The 23521-nt window shown below is 49.1% G+C and carries 24 protein-coding genes; 17 read left to right on the forward strand and 7 right to left on the reverse strand.

The window, feature by feature from the left end:
• Window positions 1-52 precede the first annotated feature (52 nt).
• Entirely contained in the window at window positions 53-2482 is a 2430-nt protein-coding gene (gene hrpB / locus HEM79_RS03070; RefSeq protein ID WP_176241754.1) for an ATP-dependent helicase HrpB, read from the reverse strand.
• A 73-nt stretch (window positions 2483-2555) separates the two neighbouring features.
• Between hrpB and thpR the strand changes: the two genes are divergently transcribed.
• The 15 genes from thpR (at window position 2556) to panC (ending at window position 16934) form a co-directional block, all read left to right on the forward strand.
• Window positions 2556-3086 (forward strand): RNA 2',3'-cyclic phosphodiesterase, encoded by a 531-nt coding sequence (gene thpR, locus HEM79_RS03075; protein WP_001294671.1) that lies wholly within the window; start codon window positions 2556-2558, stop codon window positions 3084-3086.
• Between the two features lie 14 nt (window positions 3087-3100).
• Complete coding sequence (gene sfsA, locus HEM79_RS03080) at window positions 3101-3805, forward strand: DNA/RNA nuclease SfsA (RefSeq protein WP_000672746.1); 705 nt, start codon at window positions 3101-3103, stop codon at window positions 3803-3805.
• 177 nt (window positions 3806-3982) lie between these two features.
• Window positions 3983-4438 (forward strand): RNA polymerase-binding protein DksA, encoded by a 456-nt coding sequence (gene dksA, locus HEM79_RS03085; RefSeq protein WP_001155227.1) that lies wholly within the window; start codon window positions 3983-3985, stop codon window positions 4436-4438.
• A 66-nt stretch (window positions 4439-4504) separates the two neighbouring features.
• Window positions 4505-5401 carry a tRNA glutamyl-Q(34) synthetase GluQRS gene (gene gluQRS / locus HEM79_RS03090; protein WP_176241755.1) on the forward strand — a complete coding sequence of 299 codons (897 nt, stop codon included), beginning with the start codon at window positions 4505-4507 and terminating at the stop codon, window positions 5399-5401.
• A gap of 59 nt (window positions 5402-5460) precedes the next feature.
• Window positions 5461-6858, forward strand: a complete 1398-nt coding sequence (pcnB, locus tag HEM79_RS03095) for a polynucleotide adenylyltransferase PcnB (RefSeq protein WP_206748363.1) — start codon at window positions 5461-5463, stop codon at window positions 6856-6858.
• The gene (gene folK, locus HEM79_RS03100; RefSeq protein ID WP_176241756.1) at window positions 6855-7334 is read left to right on the forward strand and encodes a 2-amino-4-hydroxy-6-hydroxymethyldihydropteridine diphosphokinase; all 480 of its coding nucleotides are present in this window, start codon (window positions 6855-6857) and stop codon (window positions 7332-7334) included. Before pcnB ends, folK begins: the two co-directional genes overlap by 4 nt.
• Window positions 7335-7934: 600 nt before the next feature.
• Window positions 7935-8513 (forward strand): fimbrial protein, encoded by a 579-nt coding sequence (locus HEM79_RS03105; RefSeq protein WP_001035567.1) that lies wholly within the window; start codon window positions 7935-7937, stop codon window positions 8511-8513.
• Window positions 8514-8599: 86 nt separating this feature from the next.
• Window positions 8600-9328, forward strand: coding sequence for a fimbrial chaperone (locus tag HEM79_RS03110; protein ID WP_176241757.1), 729 nt, complete (start codon window positions 8600-8602; stop codon window positions 9326-9328).
• A gap of 14 nt (window positions 9329-9342) precedes the next feature.
• Window positions 9343-11967 carry an outer membrane usher protein gene (locus HEM79_RS03115; protein WP_404864670.1) on the forward strand — a complete coding sequence of 875 codons (2625 nt, stop codon included), beginning with the start codon at window positions 9343-9345 and terminating at the stop codon, window positions 11965-11967.
• Between the two features lie 61 nt (window positions 11968-12028).
• Window positions 12029-12550 (forward strand): fimbrial protein, encoded by a 522-nt coding sequence (locus HEM79_RS03120; protein WP_000954399.1) that lies wholly within the window; start codon window positions 12029-12031, stop codon window positions 12548-12550.
• A 12-nt stretch (window positions 12551-12562) separates the two neighbouring features.
• Window positions 12563-13147 carry a fimbrial protein gene (locus tag HEM79_RS03125; protein ID WP_176241760.1) on the forward strand — a complete coding sequence of 195 codons (585 nt, stop codon included), beginning with the start codon at window positions 12563-12565 and terminating at the stop codon, window positions 13145-13147.
• A gap of 31 nt (window positions 13148-13178) precedes the next feature.
• Window positions 13179-13757 (forward strand): fimbrial-like protein, encoded by a 579-nt coding sequence (locus HEM79_RS03130; RefSeq protein ID WP_176241761.1) that lies wholly within the window; start codon window positions 13179-13181, stop codon window positions 13755-13757.
• A gap of 196 nt (window positions 13758-13953) precedes the next feature.
• The gene (locus HEM79_RS03135; protein ID WP_176241762.1) at window positions 13954-15165 is read left to right on the forward strand and encodes a fimbrial-like adhesin; all 1212 of its coding nucleotides are present in this window, start codon (window positions 13954-13956) and stop codon (window positions 15163-15165) included.
• Between the two features lie 114 nt (window positions 15166-15279).
• Window positions 15280-16071, forward strand: coding sequence for a 3-methyl-2-oxobutanoate hydroxymethyltransferase (gene panB / locus HEM79_RS03140; RefSeq protein ID WP_176241763.1), 792 nt, complete (start codon window positions 15280-15282; stop codon window positions 16069-16071).
• Window positions 16072-16082: 11 nt separating this feature from the next.
• Window positions 16083-16934 carry a pantoate--beta-alanine ligase gene (gene panC / locus HEM79_RS03145; RefSeq protein ID WP_176241764.1) on the forward strand — a complete coding sequence of 284 codons (852 nt, stop codon included), beginning with the start codon at window positions 16083-16085 and terminating at the stop codon, window positions 16932-16934.
• Between the two features lie 94 nt (window positions 16935-17028).
• On the opposite strand, the gene HEM79_RS03150 is transcribed toward panC, so the two are convergent.
• Complete coding sequence (locus HEM79_RS03150) at window positions 17029-17961, reverse strand: Rpn family recombination-promoting nuclease/putative transposase (protein ID WP_176241765.1); 933 nt, start codon at window positions 17959-17961, stop codon at window positions 17029-17031.
• Between the two features lie 273 nt (window positions 17962-18234).
• On the opposite strand from HEM79_RS03150, the gene panD reads away from it, so the two are divergent.
• Window positions 18235-18615, forward strand: coding sequence for an aspartate 1-decarboxylase (gene panD / locus HEM79_RS03155; RefSeq protein WP_176241766.1), 381 nt, complete (start codon window positions 18235-18237; stop codon window positions 18613-18615).
• 3 nt (window positions 18616-18618) lie between these two features.
• Here the strand turns inward: panD and HEM79_RS03160 are convergent, their stop codons facing one another.
• From HEM79_RS03160 to HEM79_RS03175, 4 genes are all read right to left on the reverse strand, one after another.
• Window positions 18619-19845, reverse strand: coding sequence for a polysaccharide deacetylase family protein (locus HEM79_RS03160; protein WP_176241767.1), 1227 nt, complete (start codon window positions 19843-19845; stop codon window positions 18619-18621).
• Between the two features lie 56 nt (window positions 19846-19901).
• A complete protein-coding gene (locus HEM79_RS03165; RefSeq protein ID WP_000901973.1) occupies window positions 19902-20342 on the reverse strand; it encodes a PTS sugar transporter subunit IIA in 441 nt (146 codons plus the stop codon).
• 104 nt (window positions 20343-20446) lie between these two features.
• A complete protein-coding gene (locus HEM79_RS03170) occupies window positions 20447-21217 on the reverse strand; it encodes an ABC transporter permease (RefSeq protein ID WP_000972201.1) in 771 nt (256 codons plus the stop codon).
• Window positions 21214-22140 (reverse strand): ABC transporter ATP-binding protein, encoded by a 927-nt coding sequence (locus tag HEM79_RS03175; protein ID WP_000150637.1) that lies wholly within the window; start codon window positions 22138-22140, stop codon window positions 21214-21216. The genes HEM79_RS03170 and HEM79_RS03175 overlap by 4 nt, the downstream gene beginning before the upstream one ends.
• 108 nt (window positions 22141-22248) lie before the next feature.
• Between HEM79_RS03175 and can the strand changes: the two genes are divergently transcribed.
• Window positions 22249-22911: a carbonate dehydratase gene (gene can / locus HEM79_RS03180; protein ID WP_000651596.1), complete on the forward strand. Its 663-nt coding sequence runs from the start codon at window positions 22249-22251 to the stop codon at window positions 22909-22911.
• Between the two features lie 40 nt (window positions 22912-22951).
• Here can and hpt read toward each other — a convergent pair whose 3' ends face one another.
• Window positions 22952-23488 (reverse strand): hypoxanthine phosphoribosyltransferase, encoded by a 537-nt coding sequence (gene hpt, locus HEM79_RS03185; protein WP_000683335.1) that lies wholly within the window; start codon window positions 23486-23488, stop codon window positions 22952-22954.
• Window positions 23489-23521: the final 33 nt, after the last annotated feature.

A 23521-nucleotide genomic window follows, 5' to 3' on the forward strand; every position in this document is an offset into this window, starting at 1 on the left:
CCCTCACCCTATCCCTCTCCCCATAGGGGCGAGGGGACTGCCCATACCCGTTTTACGAATACTTTTTCGTCCGGCGCGTCGGCGCGGTGTTGGCGGGGTCGTCCGGCCAGACATGTTTGGGATAACGCCCTTTCATCTCTTTTTGCACTTCGCGATACGCCCCTTTCCAGAAGGCGCTCAAGTCACGCGTGATTTGCAGCGGCCTTTGGGCGGGTGAAAGCAGCTCCAGCACCAGCGGCACGCGCCCCTGGGCAATCGTCGGATTGGTGGCTTCGCCAAACATCTCCTGCATTCTCACCGCCAGCGCAGGGGGGTTATCTTCATGATAACGAATGGCCATCCGGCTTCCCGTCGGCACAGTGTAATGCGCAGGAAGTTCACTATCCAGCCGTTGCTGCATTCCCCAATCAAGTAATCCGCGCAGCGCCTGATAAATATCGAGTGATTTCAGGCCTCGCAGTGAATGCACACCGCTCATATGTGGCAGCAGCCACGTTTCCAGCGTCGCCAGCAAATTTGCCTCATCAACTGCTGGCCAGTCATATTCCGGTAGCCACTTCGCAGCACACAGCAAACGCAAACGTAGCTGTTCCGCTTCCGGCGTCCAGTTAAGTACGCTTAGACCTTTATCGCGAATACCGTTGAGCATTGCATGATGTAATTCATCTTCCGATGGTTTCGCCAGCGGCTGTACTTTTACTGTGAGCTGACCAATCTGCAGCCGACGCCAGGCTTTTAGTGTGCCTTGCACATCGTCCCATTCAACTGTGTCAGATTGATGTACCAACTGCGGGCAGCGTTGCACTAACTCATCAATATCGACCGGTAGCGCCAGTAAAATTCGCGCATCCGGCGAGGCGCTGCCCTGCAATAATAACGGCGCGACCAGCCATTCATGGCGGCTTAAGGCATCATCGCTGTCCAGCATTGCTCCCATGCCGTTCGCCAGTTGATAGCGCCCCTCTTGCCCACGGCGGCGAGCAATACGATCGGCAAACGCCCTGGCGAGAAGCGGCGCGATAAGCGAACTGTCTGCCTCGCCACCACGCACATTTAAGCGTTTTAACAGTTGCTGACTGCGTTGCTGCCAGGCCGGTTGATTGCGCGAAAACGCCACACCCAGATCGCTATTCCCCATCCGTGGCGGCTCTTCGAGAATGGCGGCAATTTTTGCGGCGGTAGCGGCTTCGTCGTCGTTCTTCGCGCTAACCAGCATTGCCGCTAAACGCGGGTCGTTACCCAGCGTCGCCATTTTTTGCCCTTTCGAGCTTAGCCGTTCACCGTCCAGCGCCCCCAGCATTTGTAACAGACGTTTCGCCGCCTGTAGATTCACCGCTGGCGGTTGATCCAGCCAGCTCATCTGAGCTGGATCGCTGCATCCCCATTGCAATAACTCCATCAGCAAACCGGAGAGATCGCTTTGTAAGATCTCCGGTTCACTTTGCGCGGCAGCGCGTTCTGCTTGCTCTTTGGCGATTAAATGCAGACAGATCCCCGGCTCCAGACGCCCGGCACGCCCGGCACGTTGCGTCATTGATGCCTGACTAACGCGTTGAGTAATCAGTCGCGTAAGCCCCGTGCGCGGATCAAAGCGCGCTACACGCTCCTGGGCGCTGTCTACCACCAGACGAATACCTTCAATAGTTAAACTGGTTTCAGCAATATTGGTCGCCAGCACCACTTTGCGCATTCCTTGTGGTGCGGGGAGGATCGCTTTTCGCTGATCGTTCAGCGACAACGCGCCATACAGCGGGCAGAGCAGCACATCACTGCCGATGCGCGAAGCCAGTTGTTCCTGAACGCGCTGAATTTCTCCGACGCCGGGTAAAAATAACAGTAATGATCCGCTTTCCTGACGCAGCAATTCGGCGGTAGCAACCGCGACGGCTTCGTCAAAGCGTTGATGAGCAGGCAGCGGCAAATAACGGCGTTCAACCGGATAAGAACGTCCTTCAGAAACAACAACCGGCGCTTCTGGCAGCATCTGTTGCAAACGATCGTTATCCAGCGTAGCCGACATAATCAGCAGCTTTAAGTCATCGCGCAGCCCTTGTTGCACGTCCAGCAATAGCGCCAACGCCAGATCAGCCTGCAAGCTGCGTTCATGAAATTCATCAAGGATCACCATACCGACGCCGCTTAGTTCCGGGTCGCGTTGGATCATGCGCGTCAGTACACCTTCAGTAACGACTTCCAGTCGGGTATTCGGCCCCACGCAATTTTGCGCACGCATCCGGTAGCCAACCGTGTCACCAGGCTTTTCGTTAAGAAGCTCCGCCAGTCGTTGCGCAACGTTACGTGCCGCCAGACGCCGTGGCTCCAGCAGGATAATTTTTCCGTTAATGCCTGGATGCGCCAGCAGTTGTAGCGGCAGCCAGGTCGATTTCCCGGCTCCGGTCGGCGCGCTTAATAACACCTGCGGTGCGGTATCGAGAGCAGCAAGTAATTCAGGTAAGACGGCAGCAACGGGCAACGACGACACAAAACGCTCCTGAGGGTTAACATTCTTCGCGCCACATTGTAGCATCGCGGTAATTCATAACCGAGTGCCTCACATGTCTGAACCGCAACGGCTGTTCTTTGCCATCGACTTACCCGCAGAAATTCGCGAACAGATTATCCACTGGCGCGCCGCACAATTTCCGCCAGAAGCGGGGCGTCCGGTTGCCGCCGAAAATTTGCATCTGACGCTGGCGTTTTTAGGCGAAGTGAGCGCAGAGAAAGAGAAGGCGCTTTCTCTTTTAGCCGGACGGATTCGTCAACCGGGCTTCACTCTGACGCTTGATGACGCCGGTCAGTGGCTGCGTTCGCGCGTGGTGTGGTTAGGGATGCGCCAGCCACCGCGCGGCTTAATCCAGTTAGCAAATATGCTCCGTTCGCAGGCCGCTCGCAGTGGTTGTTTTCAAAGCAATCGACCGTTTCATCCGCATATCACCTTATTGCGCGACGCCAGCGAGGCGGTGACAATCCCGCCGCCTGGTTTTAACTGGTCATATGCGGTGACGGAGTTTACCCTCTACGCCTCCTCGTTTGCCCGTGGGCGCACACGCTACACGCCGCTAAAACGCTGGACACTGACGCAATAACAAGGGTTGTCACAATGAAATTTTCACCCCCTCTACAACGCGCCACGCTGGTTCAGCGTTATAAACGCTTTTTAGCCGATGTGATCACACCCGATGGCCGCGAATTAACGCTACACTGCCCTAATACAGGTGCGATGACCGGTTGTGCAACGCCTGGCGATACCGTCTGGTATTCCACTTCCGACAACACAAAACGGAAATATCCACACACCTGGGAATTGACCCAAAGCCAAAGCGGTGCATTTATTTGCGTCAATACACTTTGGGCAAACAGGTTGACGAAAGAGGCTATCCTCAATGGGGATATTTCGGAACTGTCAGGCTATAGCTCGCTGAAAAGCGAAGTAAAATACGGCGCCGAGCGCAGTCGTATTGACTTCATGTTACAGGCGAGGTTTCGACCTGACTGCTATATTGAAGTGAAATCGGTTACGTTAGCGGAAAATGAACAGGGATACTTTCCCGATGCAGTCACTGAACGAGGTCAGAAACATCTTCGGGAGTTGATGAGCGTAGCAGCTGAAGGTCAGCGTGCAGTGATTTTTTTTGCCGTGCTGCATTCAGCCATTACACGGTTTTCACCCGCGCGCCACATCGATGAGAAATACGCGCAACTATTGTCAGAGGCTCAACAGAAGGGGGTAGAAATTCTGGCTTATAAAGCGGAACTTTCTGCTGAAGGCATGGCTCTTAAAAAATCACTGCCGGTTACATTGTAGTAAAGTAAGTAACTGGTTAATTTACATTCTGGTCGCGTGCGCAAATACGCTTTTCCTCACACAGTTGTCAAGTGTTACGTTTAGATAATTGCTATCCGGAAAAGCATCTGCTATTTATAGCGGCCTCATTTTTCCCCCGAACATGGGGATCGATAGTGCGTGTTAAGGAGAAGCAACATGCAAGAAGGGCAAAACCGTAAAACATCGTCCCTGAGTATTCTCGCCATCGCTGGGGTGGAACCATATCAGGAGAAGCCGGGCGAAGAGTATATGAATGAAGCCCAGCTGGCGCACTTCCGTCGTATTCTGGAAGCATGGCGTAATCAACTCAGGGATGAAGTCGATCGCACCGTTACACATATGCAGGATGAAGCAGCCAACTTCCCGGACCCGGTAGACCGTGCAGCCCAGGAAGAAGAGTTCAGCCTCGAACTGCGTAACCGCGATCGCGAGCGTAAGCTGATCAAAAAGATCGAGAAGACGCTGAAAAAAGTGGAAGACGAAGATTTCGGCTACTGCGAATCCTGCGGTGTTGAAATTGGTATTCGTCGTCTGGAAGCGCGCCCGACAGCCGATCTGTGCATCGACTGCAAAACGCTGGCTGAAATTCGCGAAAAACAGATGGCTGGCTAATTACAGCCGTTCCATCACGTTTACCACAGGCGGGAAATGCTCCCGCCTTATTTTTTGTTCAACGAGATGACAGACACACACTATATTGGTCGCTTCGCCCCCTCTCCTTCCGGCGAGCTTCATTTTGGCTCTCTGATTGCCGCGCTTGGTAGCTATCTACAGGCACGCGCCCGGCAAGGTCGCTGGCTGGTACGCATTGAAGATATCGACCCGCCTCGTGAAGTTCCCGGTGCCGCAGAGACAATCCTGCGCCAGCTGGAACATTACGGTCTGCACTGGGACGGCGATGTCCTCTGGCAATCGCAACGTCATGACGCCTATCGCGAAGCACTCGCCTGGTTACGTGAGCAAGGGCTAAGTTATTACTGCACCTGTACGCGTGCGCGTATTCACAGCATTGGCGGTATTTACGACGGTCATTGCCGTGAATTACATCATTCCCCAGAAAACGCCGCAGTACGCATCCGCCAGCAGCATCCGGTCACCCAGTTTACCGATCAGCTGCGCGGTATTATTCACGCCGACGAAAAACTGGCACGGGAAGATTTTATTATTCATCGCCGTGACGGTTTGTTCGCCTATAACCTGGCGGTAGTGGTTGACGATCACTTCCAGGGCGTGACAGAAATTGTCCGTGGCGCAGATTTGATTGAACCGACGGTGCGACAAATCTCGCTGTACCAGCTTTTTGGCTGGCAGGTGCCAGATTACATTCATTTGCCGCTGGCGCTTAACGCACAAGGCGCTAAACTTTCCAAGCAGAATCATGCGCCTGCGTTGCCGAAAGGCGATCCTCGCCCGGTGTTAATCGCCGCGCTTCAATTTCTGGGTCAGCAGGCAGAAACACACTGGCAGGATTTCAGCGTCGAGCAAATCCTTCAGTCAGCCGTCAAAAACTGGACGCTGACCGCCGTGCCTGAGTCGGCAATTGTAAATTCAACATTCTCAAATGCGTCATGCTGAGCTATGATTAGCCGCTATTTTTTTGTCCTGAATGATGTTTGACACTACCGAGGTGTACTATTTTTACCCGAGTCGCTAATTTTTGCCGCAAGGTGCTAAGCCGCGAGGAAAGCGAGGCTGAACAGGCTGCCGCCCGTCCCCAGGTGACGGTGATCCCGCGTGAGCAACATGCTATCTCCCGCAAAGATATCAGTGAAAATGCCCTGAAGGTAATGTACAGGCTCAATAAAGCGGGATACGAAGCCTGGCTGGTTGGCGGCGGCGTGCGCGACCTGTTACTTGGCAAAAAGCCGAAAGATTTTGACGTGACCACCAACGCCACGCCTGAGCAGGTGCGTAAACTATTCCGTAACTGCCGCCTGGTGGGTCGCCGTTTCCGTCTTGCTCATGTGATGTTTGGCCCGGAGATTATCGAAGTCGCAACCTTCCGTGGACACCACGAAGGTAACGTCAGCGACCGTACGACCTCCCAACGCGGGCAAAACGGCATGTTGCTGCGCGACAACATTTTCGGTTCCATCGAAGAAGACGCCCAGCGCCGCGATTTCACTATCAACAGCCTGTATTACAGCGTCGCAGATTTTACCGTCCGTGATTACGTTGGCGGCATGAAGGATCTGAAAGACGGCGTTATCCGTCTGATTGGTAACCCGGAAACGCGCTACCGTGAAGATCCGGTACGTATGCTGCGCGCGGTACGTTTTGCGGCAAAACTGGGGATGCGCATCAGCCCGGAAACCGCAGAACCGATCCCTCGCCTCGCTACCCTACTGAACGATATTCCTCCAGCGCGCCTGTTTGAAGAGTCTCTTAAGCTGCTACAAGCGGGCTACGGTTACGAAACCTATAAACTGCTGTGTGAATATCATCTGTTCCAGCCGCTGTTCCCGACCATTACCCGTTACTTCACGGAAAATGGCGACAGCCCGATGGAGCGGATCATTGAGCAGGTACTGAAGAATACCGATACGCGTATCCATAACGATATGCGTGTGAACCCGGCGTTCCTGTTTGCCGCCATGTTCTGGTATCCACTGCTGGAAACAGCACAGAAAATTGCTCAGGAGAGCGGCCTGACCTATCACGACGCTTTCGCGCTGGCGATGAACGATGTGCTGGACGAAGCCTGCCGTTCACTGGCGATCCCGAAACGTCTGACGACTTTAACCCGCGATATCTGGCAGTTACAGTTGCGCATGTCCCGTCGTCAGGGTAAACGTGCATGGAAACTGCTGGAGCATCCTAAGTTCCGTGCGGCTTACGACCTGTTGGCCTTGCGAGCTGAAGTTGAGCGTAACGCTGAACTGCAACGTCTGGTGAAATGGTGGGGTGAGTTCCAGGTTTCCGCGCCGCCAGACCAAAAAGGGATGCTTAACGAACTGGATGAAGAACCGTCAGCTCGTCGTCGTACTCGTCGCCCACGCAAACGCGCGCCGCGTCGTGAGGGCACCGCATGACAGTGGCGTATATTGCCATAGGCAGCAATCTGGCCTCTCCGCTGGAGCAGGTCAATGCTGCCGTGAAAGCATTAGGCGATATCCCTGAAAGCCGCATTCTTGCCGTTTCTTCGTTTTACCGCACCCCACCGCTGGGGCCGCAAGATCAACCTGATTATCTGAATGCGGCAGTGGCACTTGAAACCACTCTCGCGCCCGAAGAGTTACTCAATCACACACAGCGTATTGAATTGCAGCAAGGTCGCGTCCGTAAAGCTGAACGTTGGGGACCGCGCACGCTGGATCTCGATATCATGCTGTTTGGTAATGAAGTGATAAATACCGAACGCCTGATCGTTCCACACTACGATATGAAAAATCGTGGCTTTATGCTGTGGCCGTTGTTTGAGATTGCGCCGGAATTAATTTTCCCTGATGGAGAGACATTGCAAAGTTTATTAACAAGCAATGCTTCTTGTCCCTTACCACGCTGGTAATCACCCTCCCCCTGCTAATTATTCAAGCTAGCGTGTGTAGTGAAATACGCATCAGTCATCTGGTTCCTGCCTCTGATATGCCAGTCATAATCCTTATGGTTAAAATTCCTTTCTTCTTTTAGATAATTAAGATCAAAAAAAAGTGAGATCTCCCAAAAAAGGCACAAACGAGCAAAAAAAACACATGAAAATTAACGTATATATTAATAATATTAAACTTTATATTAAGATTATCTAATATGTAAATATAGAAAAACTAATGCATACAAAATGACATACTAAAATATATATATAATAAAAATGACACACCATAACCAATCACAACAAAAATAATAAAATTAAAAAAATCAACCATTTACCAACAAAACCCCCTTATAAACACTCTTATTCTCACCTAACCGATTGCTCTAAAATAAATAGCTATTCAAATAATGAATGTAAGAGAAGATAAATCAATAAATCACCCCAAATCATTCACATCATCAATTTTTATTTCCATCCTTATATTGCTAGTCTCTGCCGCGTTTTTGGAAGACGTAGAATAACAATAAATTAATATTTGTTATTGATTCGTCTCTCTTTTTTTTATGGAGAATTTTAATGAACAAAAAGCTACTTGCCATCGTATTAGCAGCATCTTCCCTTTCAGCCGGTTCAGTAATGGCTGGTGTTGACGGTGGTCAGTTGAATATCGGTGGTTTTGTTACCGCTGGTACTTGTGTAACTACAATAAATGGTGGCGGTAAAGACGTTACGGTTATGCTACAAACTGCACAAATTGCTGATGTCCCGGCAATGAGCAAAACGGCTGCAGGTGGTTTCCCGGAAGATATTAATATTAAAGTTGACTGTGCAACAGGTAATGCAACTGCTCAAAACGCAGTCATGAGTTTCAGTTCTATGTACCATAACTCTAACCAGGGTACTTTGAGTAATGACGGCTCGGTCCAGGACCCAGCTGGTAATGTCGATATTGCTCTGCACCATGTAAATAATACTGGCGCACTGAATCTGGTCGAAGTGAATAACCCGAGCAACCAGATCACTGAAGCATTCGACACCACCACTCATGTTGCGAACTTCCATTTAAAAGCATCTTATGTGAAGTCTGATGCTAATGCCACCGTGACCTCTGGTCATGTGAAAACTAACAGCACCTATACCTTAACTTACAATTAATTTTCATTGGAGTTGAGTTAATTGTATTAAGAGGCTGTGCTTGCAGCCTCTTATTCATGACTTTGCGTTTTTCAAGGAGAGAAGAGATGCAGATTTATCAGAAAATTATCCCTTTATTACTTGCAAGTACTGTATCTGTTTTCGCATCAGTTGCGCAGGCAGATATTGTCATTAACGGAACGCGCGTTATTTATAAAGAAAAAGACAAGAATGTCACTATGCGCCTGGAAAATAAAGGCTCGCGCCCATTACTGGTCCAGTCATGGCTGGATACGGGTGACGATAATGCCGACCCGGCGACCATTCAAGTACCGTTTAACGCAACCCCACCAGTTTCACGTATAGACCCAAAACGCGGTCAGACGGTGACAATCACTTATACGAATAGCCAGGCGTTACCAAAAGATCGCGAAAGTGTCTTTTGGTTTAATGTGCTGGAAGTACCGCCAAAAGTACAAGATAAAGAAGCTGAAAATAAAAATCTTCTACAACTGGCTTTCCGTACGCGCATTAAATTATTTTACCGCCCGGAGGGGTTAAGTGGTGATCCGTTTACGGCTCCATCCCAATTAAAATGGCAATGGAGCGGTAATAAAATCAAAGTAACTAATCCTACTCCATACTATGTCTCATTTTCAGCCGTGGATGTTGTATCAGGCACGAAGTCTTATGTTGTAAATACTTCTATGATAGCGCCAAATAGCAATAGCGATTTTAGTGTGCAAGGGCTACAAACATCTATAGGCGGCGCAAAATTACGTTATTCAGCAATTAGTGATTATGGCAGTGAAATTAAAGGTGAAAGCAATCTTTAAACCTGATTTTATTGATGATTTTTTTGCGATACGAGTATAAAAAAAAGATGGCTCATTATAAATTAACAAGGATCGCTATTATCTTATCCTGCATTTATGCCCAAAGCACGAATGCAACAGAGACGATTGAGTACGACCCAAGCTTTCTCATGGGCTCTTCCGCCAGAGGAATAGACTTATCGCGCTATTCTGATGGCAACCCGGCAATGCCGGGAAATTATGACGTAAAGGTTTACGTCAATAATATTTCCGCCAGCAGCCTGAACATCGAAATGATTGATGTGGGCAAGAGAAACGCCGAAGCCTGTATTTCGCGAAAAATACTGAGTCAGCTTCATATAAAACAACCTGATCTCCGGGACGGAGAAGCAGTATTACAAAAGCGCAATGAAAGCACAGATGATTGCCTTGATATCGCAAAAGCTATTCCACAGTCACAGGTTTATTTCGATACTAACGATCAAAAACTGGAACTGACAGTTCCGCAAGTCTGGATCATGCGTAATTACCAGGGCTATGTCGATCCTTCACTATGGGAGGATGGTATAAATGCAGCCATGCTCTCCTATCGTATGAATGCCTGGCGCAACACGCAGCATGACGACGAAAACCAGACTTTTTATACCGCTTTTAATACCGGTATTAACCTCGGAAACTGGCATCTGAGAAGCAACGGTAACTACAGTTGGCAGCAGGATATTGGCAGTAATCTGGATTTCCAGAACAGCTATCTTCAGCGTGAACTGCCATTTATTCGCTCGCAATTAGTGGTCGGGGAAACCTATACAACCGGGGAAACTTTCGACTCCGTTAGTATAAAAGGGGTACGACTGTATAGCGACGACCGCATGTTGCCACCGTCAATGACCGGATTTGCGCCTGTTATCCGTGGTGTTGCTAACAGCAACGCTAAGGTCACCGTAACACAGGGCGGCTACAAAATTTATGAAGGTACCGTTCCTCCGGGCGAGTTCGCCATCGACGATATTTCCCCTTCCGGCTACGGCAACGACCTGTTAGTCACTATCGAGGAAGCAGATGGTTCGCGTCGCACTTTCTCTCAGCCTTTCTCGTCCGTTATTCAGATGCTGCGCCCTGGCGTGGGTCGCTGGGATATCAGCGGTGGGCAGATTGATCGCGACGATCTTCGCGATGATTACAATCTTCTACAAGGTACATGGTATTACGGCATTAACAACACCTTTACGGGCTACACCGGCATTCAACTCACCGATGCTGATTACCAGGCCTTCCTGTTAGGGGTCGGGGTAAACACGTCAATCGGCGCCGTGTCGTTTGATGTGACGCAATCTCAGGCCAGGATATATGAAGACAAGACCTACACAGGGCAGAGCTACCGTGTTTCATGGAACAAAATGTTTAATGAGACCAATACGTCTTTAAACCTTGCCGCTTATCGCTACTCCACCAGCAACTACCTGGGGCTCAATGACGCACTGAATCTACAGGATGATGCCAAACATCTACCCGCCAACGAACAGCAGACGATGAACAATTACCAGCGTCTGCGCAACCAGTTTACGATCAGCCTCAACCAACCGTTGAAATTCAAAGAGATAGATTATGGTTCTTTTTATCTGAACGGTAGCTGGACAGATTACTGGGGCGGAAGTAGCAGCCGGAGCTACTACTCAATGGGCTACAGCAAAGGGACGGATTGGGGCTCCTGGAGTGCTTCCATTCAGCGTACCTGGAATGAAGATGGCAAGCAGGATGATAGTTTCTATCTGAGCGTCAGTCTTCCTGTCGAAAAATTGTTTGGTGGTAAACGACGTGAAAGCGGCTTCCAGTACGTTGACGCACGAATGAACACCGACTTTAACGGCAGCCACGCTTTCAGTGCCAGCACCAACGGTGCCAGCGGTGATGGTAAATACAGCTACAGCGTGAGTACTGATTACAGCATCAATAAAAACAGTACCGATCTGGCTGATATCGGGGGCTACATAAGTTACGAATCGCCCTGGGGAACATTATCTGCTTCCGCAAGCGCAGACACTGACAGTAACCGTCAGATGTCATTAAGCACTGACGGCGGTTTTGTTCTGCATCAGGGGGGGCTTACGTTTTCTGGCAACAGCTTCAGCGACAGCGATACATTGGTTCTGGTAAAAGCCCCTGGCGCTGAAGGCGCACGAATTAACTATGGTAACAATACCATCGACCGCTGGGGATATGGCATCTCATCTTCCGCATCGCCTTATAAGGAAAATAACATCAGCCTGGACATTAAAGGCCTGGAAAACGATGTCGAGCTAAAAAGTACCAGTTCCCGCACCGTACCGCGCTACGGAGCTATCACACTGACCAACTTTGAAACTGACCAGGGGCGCTCAGCAATGGTGACCCTACACCGCAATGACGGCCAGCCATTGCCGTTTGCCGCAGATGTCACCGATGAACAAGGTAATGTCCTTGGTTATATCGGCCAGGGTAACCGGGCCTTTATCAGAGGTATAGAAGATCAAGGGGTGTTGCGGGTGAACTGGTTCGATGAGAACAGACAAGCTCAGCATTGCCTTGCTCATTATCAGGTTCCGATGACTGCTACTGAAGAAAGTGGCAACCGGTCCCTGTCGTTGGATAACGTACTGTGTACGGTATCTGTGACTCGCTAAATCCGCAAATTTTGGAAAAGCTATGAGACGGACATGTATTCCCTTTGCTTTAGGCGCACTTATGCTAACCGCTCCGGTGTTCGCTGTTGATGTCGATGTAAAGTTCATCGCCACAATCGTACAGCCAACCTGTGATATGTCGGTCATCCCCTATGGCGGTTCAAACATCAGTAATGCAGGAACGAATGCCTATAAGCTAACTATTCCCGATATTCGCCTCGATCAATTGCGTGCTAAAGGTGCCGAGAGCCAGGCAAACTTTACATTGAAGCCTGCTAACTGTAATGGGCTTACAGGACTGAAAACGACAATAAAAGCGGAAAAAACGTCTACCGAACAACCCGTGTTAGCCATACCGTCTTCAGCCACTGGCAAAGCCTCAAACATTGGTGTTGCTTTCCGCCGCCAGTCATCATCGGACGATGTCTACTTTGGCTTAAATAATAACACCACCATTGTATGGACGGCCGATGAAATGAGTAAAGGATTAAACTTAAGCGCAGCCATGCGTGAAGTTACGCCCAATACTGGCACGATCGGCCCATTTGATGCCAAAGTCACGTTTAATTTCACCTATGAGTAACGGGGTAATCTAATGAAAAAAGTAAAATTAGCCTGGTGTGTCGCAAGTGTTTTGACCTGCGCTACTCTTGGTATCAACCCGGTGTACGCGACCGTCGACGCATTAGATTTGACTATTGTTACCAATATCACTGCCGGGACCTGTAAAGTTGAGCTACAGGACACGGGTAGTGCAAAGATTGACACCGTCAATTTCCAGAACGTCTATATTCCCGAAGTGATCAGCAAAGCAAAAGTGCAAAAATTCCAGTTGGCATTTAGCGGCTGTGATGGTCTGCCACAGAATCAGGCTGTATTTACCCTAAGCCCGGGAAATGGCGCAACTTGTGATGGCAACGGCAACGGGAAAGCATTTGCTAACGCAGCATCGACCAATAAAGCGGAAGCGGTAGCCGTCGAAGTTTGGGACTCTGCGACACCAGACAGTGGTAAGCAAATTGAGTGTAAAGCTAAAAACTCGACCACTGTGAACATGACGAATAATGCCAAAGTGTTTCCGCTTAGCGCACGGTTGGTACGCGACAGTGGCAAAGCAGATACTGACGTCAGAGCCGGTGATTTTAACACCCCTGCGGTGTTTAACATCACTTACCAGTAAATTTTGACGTAGCCAGTGCAAAAGTGATGTTATGAAAAAACATAATTTATTTGCCGCTTTAATGATAAACATAGCCTTGATGAGTTCCGCTGCCTATGCGGAGCTTAATGTTGATTTTAATGCTAAAGTTCTCAGTTCAACTTGCAAAATGGAAATCGACAATAACGGTATCATTAATTTAGCCACTGTAGGGCTGGATTATTTCGCCAGCAGCGCGACAGCTGAACAATATTATACGGGCGGCAAAAACTTCTCCATTCTGTTATCTGGCTGTTCCGGTACAGCATTAACCGGAACAAAACAGTTACATTTGGACTTTAAACCCAAGACGGGCTCTTTTGCACCTGGCTCATCGCAGATATTCCCCAACGAGGACATCAACGGAGCCAGTAATATTGGGATAGTCATTTTTTCAGTTAATGACAGTAATAATAAGTTTAATGTCTGGTCTCCTGCAGGAGTTTCCCGGTCTGTATACACCATCGACGCTGATAAAATGAATAACTCCCGCTGGAATTTTTATACCAGAATGCAAAAAGTCAATAACGCTACGAGCGTTGGCAGTGGCAAAGTGACAACCAGCGTACTGGTCGATGCCTGGTACGAATAACCAGCGCAAGGTAATGGAAAACTCAGGATGGAACCTATGGTTATAACACAATTAGATATTTTCAACGGACACGTGCAACTGGCAAGCACAATTTCACTACTACCTGAACGAACGCCCCTGATTAGCTATGCCAGCTATTCTTTAGTAAGAAAAATTATTATGCACTCATACAATGAATATATTTAAAGGAGTGAATATGAAAACAGTTTCACATATTGTTATTTTTAGTATCATTTTTTTATTCAGCTCTGTTTGTTGCGCAACAATTGATTTTATTGTTGGCGCGGGTGCAACTCCACCTGACAGAGATGGTCGCGTAAATTTTATGTATCCCGGAAATAATAGTCTGGTGTTTTACCGCCCGACAAAGTTGGGGCCTACGGGGGTACAATTATACTGGGAGGGTCAGGATACAGCTTCTAATGGTACTCTTTATTGCACAGCACATAAGAGCGCCTCAGGTGGCCCGATGACGATCAGAAATGCAATGGTCGACTCCGGACTCTCTTATGGAGGACATAAATTATTCAAAACATCCGTTACCGGACTTTATTACACATTAAAAATTTCAGCAATATGGTCAGCTTATAATACAAGAGCAGATGTTTCTGAAATATATATCGGGGATACAGATGCACAAAAATTTCACTTTGTGTTCCATGACACCGATATGGAAAGAAGATGTAAAAGCATGAATAATGACTATCCAGAATTTTGGGGGTTAGGGGGAATATTCCAGACGTTTACCGTTGAATTTTATACAGATGCCACGTTTGCGCCTACAGCAACCCAAAATATCACATTACTGAGTACAAGTGATTATATTTATCGTTTTAAAGCCGAAAACGCCGGCTCAACGATTCAAGGATACAGCGGACCTATCTATATCAACTTTAACTTAAGTAATGTCAAATTATCACTTCCTACATGTTTTTCTTCAGTTGTAACGGGAGATACTGTTCAGAAATCAACTGTCGCATTGGGGAGCTACGAATTCAGTCAGATTAAAAATGGCGCAAAGCCTGTGCCTTTTCAGATAACATTGCAAAACTGTATTCGAGTACAAAATATTGAAACCAAAATGACCTCTGCAAAAATAGGGAAACAGAATAAAAAGTTACTCGGCAATACTTTACAAGGTAACGGTGCAGCAGAGGGCGTCGGCGTACTTATTGAAGGGTTAAAAAACAGTGTCAATGAAAAAATGGTTCTTGAACCTAACGTAGGAACATCTGTTTATAAAGCGTATGAAAGCGAGATTGATTCATCAGGGGGGATTTATCCCGGAAAGGGCCAGGGTACAACACAACCCCTTGAATTTCAGGCGACATTGAAGCAAGACGGGAACAGTACGATAAAAGCAGGCGATTTCGAAGCCACCGGCAGATTTCAGATCACCTACCCTTGATTCACATAAGGCACATCGCCAGGCAACTGACGATGTGCCCCACTAAAACGATTGCCCCCCCTTCTCCGCCTGATAGAATGCCAACAGATCTGACATTAGCCATCAGGACACGTTATGAAACCGACTACCATTTCCCTGCTGCAAAAATGTAAACAGGAAAAAAAACGCTTCGCCACCATCACTGCTTACGACTATAGCTTTGCAAAATTGTTTGCCGATGAAGGAATTAACGTCATGCTGGTGGGTGATTCCCTTGGAATGACGGTTCAGGGCCATGACTCCACTCTCCCCGTCACCGTGGAAGATATCGCCTACCACACCGCCGCCGTTCGTCGCGGTGCGCCAAACTGTCTACTGCTGGCTGACCTGCCATTTATGGCCTATGCCACTCCTGAACAAGCATTTGAAAACGCCGCAACTGTCATGCGCGCGGGTGCGAATATGGTCAAAATCGAAGGCGGTGCCTGGCTGGTAGAAACAGTTCAAATGCTGACCGAACGTGCCGTTCCGGTGTGTGGGCATTTGGGCTTAACGCCGCAGTCGGTGAATATTTTCGGCGGTTATAAAGTGCAAGGGCGCGGCGATGCAGGTGACCGTTTACTCAATGACGCATTAGCATTAGAAGCCGCAGGCGCACAATTGCTGGTGCTGGAATGCGTACCGGTTGAGCTGGCAAAACGTATTACCGAGGCGCTGGCGATTCCGGTTATCGGTATTGGCGCGGGGAATGTAACCGACGGACAAATCCTCGTAATGCACGACGCATTCGGCATTACCGGCGGTCACATCCCTAAATTCGCCAAAAATTTCCTTGCCGAAGCGGGCGACATCCGCGCTGCTGTACGGCAGTATATGGCTGAAGTGGAGTCCGGCGTTTACCCGGGCGAAGAGCACAGTTTCCATTAAGGAGTGACGTTGTGTTAATTATCGAAACCCTGCCGCTGCTGCGCCAGCAAATTCGCCGCCTGCGTATGGAAGGCAAGCGCGTGGCGCTGGTGCCTACCATGGGTAACCTGCACGATGGCCATATGAGGCTGGTCGATGAAGCCAAAGCCCGCGCCGATGTGGTCGTCGTCAGTATTTTCGTTAACCCGATGCAGTTCGACCGCCCGGAGGACCTGGCTCGCTATCCACGCACCTTGCAGGAAGACTGCGAGAAGCTAAACAAACGTAAAGTGGATCTGGTTTTCGCTCCATCAGTAAAAGAGATCTACCCGAACGGTACAGAAACCCACACCTATGTTGATGTTCCCGGTCTTTCCACCATGCTGGAAGGTGCCAGCCGTCCGGGACATTTTCGCGGCGTATCAACCATCGTTAGCAAGTTGTTCAACCTTGTCCAGCCGGACATCGCCTGCTTCGGTGAAAAAGATTTTCAGCAACTGGCGCTGATCCGCAAAATGGTTGCCGATATGGGCTTTGATATTGAGATTGTCGGTGTGCCGATTATGCGCGCCAAAGACGGTCTGGCGCTCAGTTCTCGTAACGGTTATCTGACGACAGAGCAACGCAAAATTGCGCCAGGTCTGTACAAGGTTTTATGTTCGATTGCAGACAAATTGCAGGCTGGAGAGCGGGATCTCGATGAGATTATTGCCATTGCAGGGCAAGAACTGAATGAAAAAGGTTTCCGCGCCGATGATATTCAGATTCGTGATGCTGACACGTTGCTGGAAGTCACTGAAAACAGTAAACGCGCCGTGATTCTGGTAGCAGCCTGGCTTGGCGACGCTCGCCTGATCGACAATAAAATGGTCGAACTGGCGTAATACTTAACTGGCGCTACGGCTGATGGCGCCAGTTATTCATTTGCCCACGTCATGGCGATGACGTCTGTAAGCAATTATTCATATCGCAGGCAACTTAGTTAATCAGCTTATCAAGCTCAGCAAGAGATAAATTTGCCATCTCTGCAACATCGTCTCGAGACATCCCTTTACTCAAAAGACGCTTGGCGAATTCCTGCCTTTCCTCTTGTCTTGCCTCCTGTCTCCCTTCCTGTCTTCCCAGCTGAATCCCCTTCTCAATTCCCTTCTCAATCCCCTTCTCTTCAAACCACTGCGCCAACGTCATCATAGACTCCCCTCCCGATTCCCTGTCTCTCACCACACCGTAAAACAAATCCGCTTGTTCAGTATGACCGCGTTGCAGCATATAGTTTTGCATGGCAACTAACTGACTTCCGCTAGTGTACCCTTCGTCAATCAGCGTGACCAGTTGCTCCAGCAATAACATTAAGTCGCGCTGGCGAATATGTTTTTGCAGCAGTTCGAGGATCGCAATCCGCCGATGTTGCATGATCTCGTCATCCGGCGTGATGGTGATATCCACCAGCGGGAAAGGGTTGTTGTAGACGCGTCGCGCCAGTTCCGGTGAGTAAAACATATCAAACCAGCACATTGAGAGCGGGTAAGGTGTTGCCTCGCCCTGATAAAACAGAATCGGCACCACCAGCGGCAGCTTATCGTGGTCAGCCTCCAGATGTCGGTGCATGGCGGCAATAGAGTAGCGCATCATGCGAAAGGCCATTTTTTTGTCCGGCTTGCTTTGATGCTCAATCACGACATACAGATAGCCGGGATTACCCAGCATTTGCACGGAATAGAGCACGTCGGTGCTGTGCCCTTTCAGGCTCTCTTCGATGAAACTTCCCGACTCCAGATGCAGCGTGTTGAGATCGCAGATCTCACGCAATTCCTCAGGCAGGTGTATGTCGAGGAAGTCGCGAGCGGTATCCGCATGCATTAAAAATTGTTTAAACACCGCGTCATGCGGCGTGGTACTTGGTGCGTCCATCTTACCGGCCTTCCGTGTTGTCTTGCGTGAAGGCAGTATCCAGTCAAGGCGCGCAGTCGTCAGCCGCCTCTTTGTTGTTTACCGAGCAGCGTTCAGAGAAATTTCAATCGGTTACAGGCGTTGCATGGCGGGCTTCGGCGCGGTACGCAAACTGCTGATGCAAATGCCGTCAGATGAGTAGACACTAAACAAAAATCGGGCAATACTGCGTGAGAATTTTCTCAAAGCAGGCTCCGCCTGCTTCGTTAACGACAGGGTAGAAAGGTAGAAGTTATGATTCGCACGATGCTGCAGGGCAAACTCCACCGCGTGAAAGTGACTCATGCGGACCTGCACTATGAAGGTTCTTGCGCCATTGACCAGGATTTTCTTGACGCAGCCGGTATTCTCGAAAACGAAGCCATTGATATCTGGAATGTCACCAACGGCAAGCGTTTCTCCACCTACGCCATCGCGGCAGAGCGCGGTTCGAGAATTATTTCTGTCAACGGCGCGGCGGCTCACTGCGCCAGCGTCGGCGATATTGTCATCATCGCCAGCTTCGTCACTATGCCAGATGCCGAAGCCCGCGCCTGGCGCCCCAACGTTGCCTACTTTGAAGGCGACAATGAAATGAAACGTACCGCGAAAGCGATCCCGGTTCAGGTTGCCTGATAATCATCCCTGCGGCTGGTTACTCACCAGCCGCGACATCGTCTCCAGCGAATCCGTTCTTAAGATATAAAGCCGTTTTAGCAACAAGGGATTATCCCCCGGTTTAACTTTACCTTTCATGGTCGTCACCGCCAGATGAAACCCGGCATCATTTGCCGCTTTAACCGCTTTGTCATTAAATCCGCCAAACGGATAAGAAAGATACAATACATGCGGATTAAATTGCGTCAGCGCCCGACGTGAACGTTCAAAATCAAACAAAATATTATGCTCACTGCGGCTAAGTAATATGGGTCGGCGATAACCATCAACCCGATGTAAAAAATGGGTATGTGACTGGAAATCAAAAACATCGCTGACATCATGCAGTTCAGAAATACTCATAAACTGTAATGACTGTGGATTCCATTTTTGTGGATGGCGTTTAATACGCGAGGTAATAATAAATGCCGTCGCCTTCATACCGTATCCTTTCAGAATGGGATATGCATAACGAATCACCGACTTCAAACCATCATCAAACGTCAGCACAACCGCGCGAGCGGGCAGATTCATCGAATTACGCAGATATCCTTCCAGTTGATACAAAGTCAATGTGGTATATCCCCTGTCGCGCAACCAGGTCATCTGGTTATTGAATGCTCGTACCGAGGTCGTGGTCGAAGTATGGCGAAAACGGGTATTCTCTTCATCACGTAAAATATGATGGTAGGTCAATACAGGAATACCATTATCCTGCTGCGCATCCAGCGCACTGATATAGGCCAGACGTTCGCCAATACGAATTTGATACCAGGTTTGATTCAGGCGATCTTTCAATTTATTGATAATGGGATAACGCAAGTTATCGGCCAGCACGCCAAATGGCGCACTGCCTGCATCGGGCGCGTTATATACCGGCGTATCTTTCCAGGTAATAAGATTTTGGTTGCTCAGTGGTTTATTCAGATCGCCCAGACCATCTTCAACTTTTTGCCGCCCTTGTACAGGTTCAAGATGGCCTTTATCAATATACCCCGTAGCAAAACCAAAATTGAATTCATAATAATCGGCAGCGGTTGGGATGACCGAAATAATCTGCCCGGCACGAATGTTACCGACAGTTACCGTATTGTCGCCAATTTTTCCCCAGATAGTCGCATCCTGAGTGGTTTGCATATAACGCGTGGGAAGTGCTGCGCTGACAGCAGATGAAACCAGCAGCACCAGGAAAATTATCTTTTTAATCATGAGGAAACTACCAGGCGAGAAACAACGCAGTTAGTGTAGCAAAATCAGAATGCGATTTAATACTCGAACCAATTGTGCTTGAGGACAAAAGGGGGATTCTTTTGTTGCTGATGCCAGAGGCTACTGACTTCAGGCGCTCCTGATGCCACGATATGCTCTCGAAATGCCGCACTGGACATTGTCTCCCGACAGGGGAGCATCTGCTCAATTAACGGTAACGTCACCCCAGAAATGACTTCGCAACGAGAATGCTTGTGGCTTAATAACGACGCAACGCGATAAGGTGCAGCGCCTGCTATATCGGTTAAAAAAATCACCCCATCGCCAGAATCAGTTTCATGCAGAGCATCGCACATCATGCGGCTAAGCATATTTGAACTTAACCCGCGCCAGAAATTCACTGCCCGGCACTGGATAAGTGCGCCATGTTTTTTTTCCAGCGCATCCAGTATCTCTTGCGCCCTATCGTCGTGACAGGTAATAACCCAACCTAACATCGCTTTCCTCCTTAGCCGAAAATCAGTCTACCCTGACCAGTGTTGATAAAGGGTGATAGCCGTCAAAACTCCCCTCCCCCGCATCCGGAGGAGAGGAGATAGACTTAGCTACGCAAGCCGCGCCCACGCTGGATCAGCGACCAGCAGATCAGATAAAACGCAATAATAAAAACAACCAGCACGCCAAAAGTAGTGACCAGCGGCACATCATTAATGCCGAGGAAGCCGTAGCGGAAACCACTGATCATATAAACGATCGGGTTCAGATGCGACAGCCCCTGCCAGAACGGCGGCAGCAAAGTCAGGGAGTAAAAGACCCCGCCCAAATACGTGAGTGGCGTTAACACAAAGGTTGGCACCAGGCTGATGTCATCGAATGTTTTGGCAAACACACCGTTCAGCAAACCCGCAAGGGAGAACAACACCGCTGTGAGCACCAGCGTTAAAGCAACGAATACCCACGAATGCACCTGAAACGGCACAAAGAACAGCGAGATCGCCGTCACCAGAATGCCAACAAACAACCCGCGCGCAACACCACCGCCGACATATCCGGCGATAATCACGTGCGTTGGAACCGGAGCGACCAGCAACTCTTCAATATTACGCTGGAACTTGGCACCAAAAAATGATGACGCGACGTTGGCGTAGGCATTGGTGATCACCGACATCATGATCAGCCCCGGTACGATGAACTGCATATAGCTGAAGCCATGCATATCACCAATGCGAGAACCAATCAGGTTGCCGAAGATAATAAAGTAAAGGGTCATGGTGATGACCGGCGGCACCAGCGTCTGCACCCAGATACGCATAAAGCGATGAATTTCTTTCGCCCAGATGCTTTTTAGCGCCACCCAGTAAAGATGCATCATGCGCGATCTCCTTGTTTTTCATTAACCAGTGAAACAAACAGCTCTTCCAGACGGTTGGCTTTGTTACGCATACTTAATACCTGAATGCCCTGCTCGCTTAACTGCGTAAACACACTGTTGATCCCCTGCTCACGCAGCACTTCAACTTCAAGCGTGGCGGTATCTACCAGTCGATACTGATAGCCATCGAGTTTCGGCAACGGGCTTTTCGGTGCCAGATCGAGAATAAAGGTTTCCGATTTCAGCTTCGCCAGCAGCGCCTTCATCGAGGTGTTCTCCACCAGTTCACCGTGCTGAATAATGCCGATATTGCGACACAGCATTTCTGCTTCTTCCAGGTAGTGCGTGGTGAGAATGATGGTGGTGCCTTTGTCGTTTAAATCCTTCAAAAAGCCCCACATTGAGCGGCGAAGTTCGATATCCACACCTGCCGTTGGCTCGTCAAGAATCAGCAATTTAGGTTCATGCATTAACGCACGGGCAATCATTAAACGGCGCTTCATCCCGCCAGATAACATACGCGCACGTTCGTTACGCTTTCCCCATAGATCGAGCTGTTTAAGATACTTTTCGCTGCGGATGTACGCTTCTTTGCGCTCTACGCCGTAGTACCCCGCCTGATTCACCACAATTTGCTGTACGGTTTCAAACGGGTTGAAGTTAAATTCCTGCGGCACCAGCCCCAACTGCCGTTTGGCGTTGACGACATCTTTTTCAAGATCGTAACCAAATACGCTGACGCGCCCGGAGGTCTTATTTACCAGCGAGCTGATAATACCGATAGTGGTCGATTTCCCGGCCCCGTTCGGCCCCAGAAGCGCATAAAAATCACCCGCCTCGACCTGCAAATCTATTCCACGAAGCGCCTGAACGCCGCCTGGATAGGTTTTTTTAAGCTGTTGAAGTTCCAGTGCAATGGTCATAAATTTTTACTTACCTTACGTTCTTACACTTTATCTGTGGTTTAAATCGTCCCGGAGTTGCCCTATATTAGCCAAACGTAATTATTTGGTTACAGGTCGTTAACCTCCATGAAAGACATAGATACACTCATCAGCAATAATGCACTATGGTCAAAAATGCTGGTGGAAGAGGATCCCGGGTTTTTTGAGAAACTGGCACAAGCGCAAAAACCGCGCTTTCTATGGATTGGATGTTCCGACAGTCGCGTTCCTGCAGAACGTTTAACCGGTCTTGAGCCGGGCGAACTCTTTGTTCACCGTAATGTTGCTAACCTGGTCATTCACACCGATCTAAACTGCCTCTCCGTGGTTCAGTATGCAGTGGATGTTCTCGAAGTTGAACACATTATTATCTGTGGCCACTATGGTTGCGGCGGCGTGCAAGCTGCAGTTGAAAACCCGGAACTGGGGCTTATCAACAACTGGCTGCTGCACATCCGCGATATCTGGTTCAAACATAGCTCATTGCTCGGCGAAATGCCGCCGGAACGTCGTCTGGATACCCTGTGCGAACTGAACGTCATGGAACAGGTGTATAACCTGGGTCACTCCACCATTATGCAATCAGCGTGGAAACGCGGGCAGAAAGTCACCATTCACGGCTGGGCTTACGGCATTCACGACGGCTTACTGCGTGACCTGGATGTCACAGCCACCAACCGCGAAACCCTGGAGCAACGTTACCGTCACGGGATTTCCAACCTCAAGCTGAAGCACATCAATCACAAATAAATTCGCCATGCCGGATGCAACACATCCGGCAAATCCGCACTTACTCGTCCAGCAGAATCACTTTGCCGATATACGGCAGATGGCGGTAACGCTGTGCGTAATCAATACCGTAACCCACCACAAACTCATCCGGGATCGAGAAACCGATAAATTCTACCGGGACGTTCACTTCACGACGGGACGGTTTATCCAGCAGCGTACAAATCGCCAGCGACTTCGGTTCGCGCAGGCTTAAGATTTCACGCACTTTCGACAGTGTATTACCCGAGTCGATGATATCTTCAACAATCAGCACGTCCTTGCCACGGATATCTTCATCCAGATCTTTGAGGATTTTCACATCACGGGTGGTGGACATGCCGCTACCGTAGCTGGAGGCGGTCATAAAGTCGACTTCATGAGATACCTGAACTTCACGGCACAGGTCCGCCATAAACATAAATGAGCCACGCAGCAGGCCTACCAGCACCATATCGCTGCCGCTGTCTTTGTAACGCTCAGTAATCTGACGACCCAGTTCGGCGATACGCGCTTTAATCTCCGCTTCGGGGATCATTACTTCTACAGTATGTTTCATATCTCTAACCATATGATTTAAAAACAAATCACT

It is taken from the genome of Escherichia sp. 93.0816, assembly GCF_013368855.2.
GTDB lineage: Bacteria > Pseudomonadota > Gammaproteobacteria > Enterobacterales > Enterobacteriaceae > Escherichia > Escherichia ruysiae.

Coding starts and splice junctions, on each gene's coding strand:
- folK (WP_176241756.1), top strand. CDS start 6,855: ATGACAGTGGCGTATATTGCCATAGGCAGCAATCTGGCCTCTCCGCTG.
- HEM79_RS03110 (WP_176241757.1), top strand. CDS start 8,600: ATGCAGATTTATCAGAAAATTATCCCTTTATTACTTGCAAGTACTGTA.
- panD (WP_176241766.1), top strand. CDS start 18,235: ATGATTCGCACGATGCTGCAGGGCAAACTCCACCGCGTGAAAGTGACT.
- HEM79_RS03115 (WP_404864670.1), top strand. CDS start 9,343: ATGATTTTTTTGCGATACGAGTATAAAAAAAAGATGGCTCATTATAAA.
- dksA (WP_001155227.1), top strand. CDS start 3,983: ATGCAAGAAGGGCAAAACCGTAAAACATCGTCCCTGAGTATTCTCGCC.
- HEM79_RS03170 (WP_000972201.1), bottom strand. CDS start 21,217: ATGATGCATCTTTACTGGGTGGCGCTAAAAAGCATCTGGGCGAAAGAA.
- gluQRS (WP_176241755.1), top strand. CDS start 4,505: ATGACAGACACACACTATATTGGTCGCTTCGCCCCCTCTCCTTCCGGC.
- HEM79_RS03150 (WP_176241765.1), bottom strand. CDS start 17,961: ATGGACGCACCAAGTACCACGCCGCATGACGCGGTGTTTAAACAATTT.
- HEM79_RS03105 (WP_001035567.1), top strand. CDS start 7,935: ATGAACAAAAAGCTACTTGCCATCGTATTAGCAGCATCTTCCCTTTCA.
- thpR (WP_001294671.1), top strand. CDS start 2,556: ATGTCTGAACCGCAACGGCTGTTCTTTGCCATCGACTTACCCGCAGAA.
- HEM79_RS03130 (WP_176241761.1), top strand. CDS start 13,179: ATGAAAAAACATAATTTATTTGCCGCTTTAATGATAAACATAGCCTTG.
- can (WP_000651596.1), top strand. CDS start 22,249: ATGAAAGACATAGATACACTCATCAGCAATAATGCACTATGGTCAAAA.
- HEM79_RS03160 (WP_176241767.1), bottom strand. CDS start 19,845: ATGATTAAAAAGATAATTTTCCTGGTGCTGCTGGTTTCATCTGCTGTC.
- HEM79_RS03125 (WP_176241760.1), top strand. CDS start 12,563: ATGAAAAAAGTAAAATTAGCCTGGTGTGTCGCAAGTGTTTTGACCTGC.
- HEM79_RS03135 (WP_176241762.1), top strand. CDS start 13,954: ATGAAAACAGTTTCACATATTGTTATTTTTAGTATCATTTTTTTATTC.
- HEM79_RS03120 (WP_000954399.1), top strand. CDS start 12,029: ATGCTAACCGCTCCGGTGTTCGCTGTTGATGTCGATGTAAAGTTCATC.
- panB (WP_176241763.1), top strand. CDS start 15,280: ATGAAACCGACTACCATTTCCCTGCTGCAAAAATGTAAACAGGAAAAA.
- HEM79_RS03165 (WP_000901973.1), bottom strand. CDS start 20,342: ATGTTAGGTTGGGTTATTACCTGTCACGACGATAGGGCGCAAGAGATA.
- hpt (WP_000683335.1), bottom strand. CDS start 23,488: ATGAAACATACTGTAGAAGTAATGATCCCCGAAGCGGAGATTAAAGCG.
- sfsA (WP_000672746.1), top strand. CDS start 3,101: ATGAAATTTTCACCCCCTCTACAACGCGCCACGCTGGTTCAGCGTTAT.
- HEM79_RS03175 (WP_000150637.1), bottom strand. CDS start 22,140: ATGACCATTGCACTGGAACTTCAACAGCTTAAAAAAACCTATCCAGGC.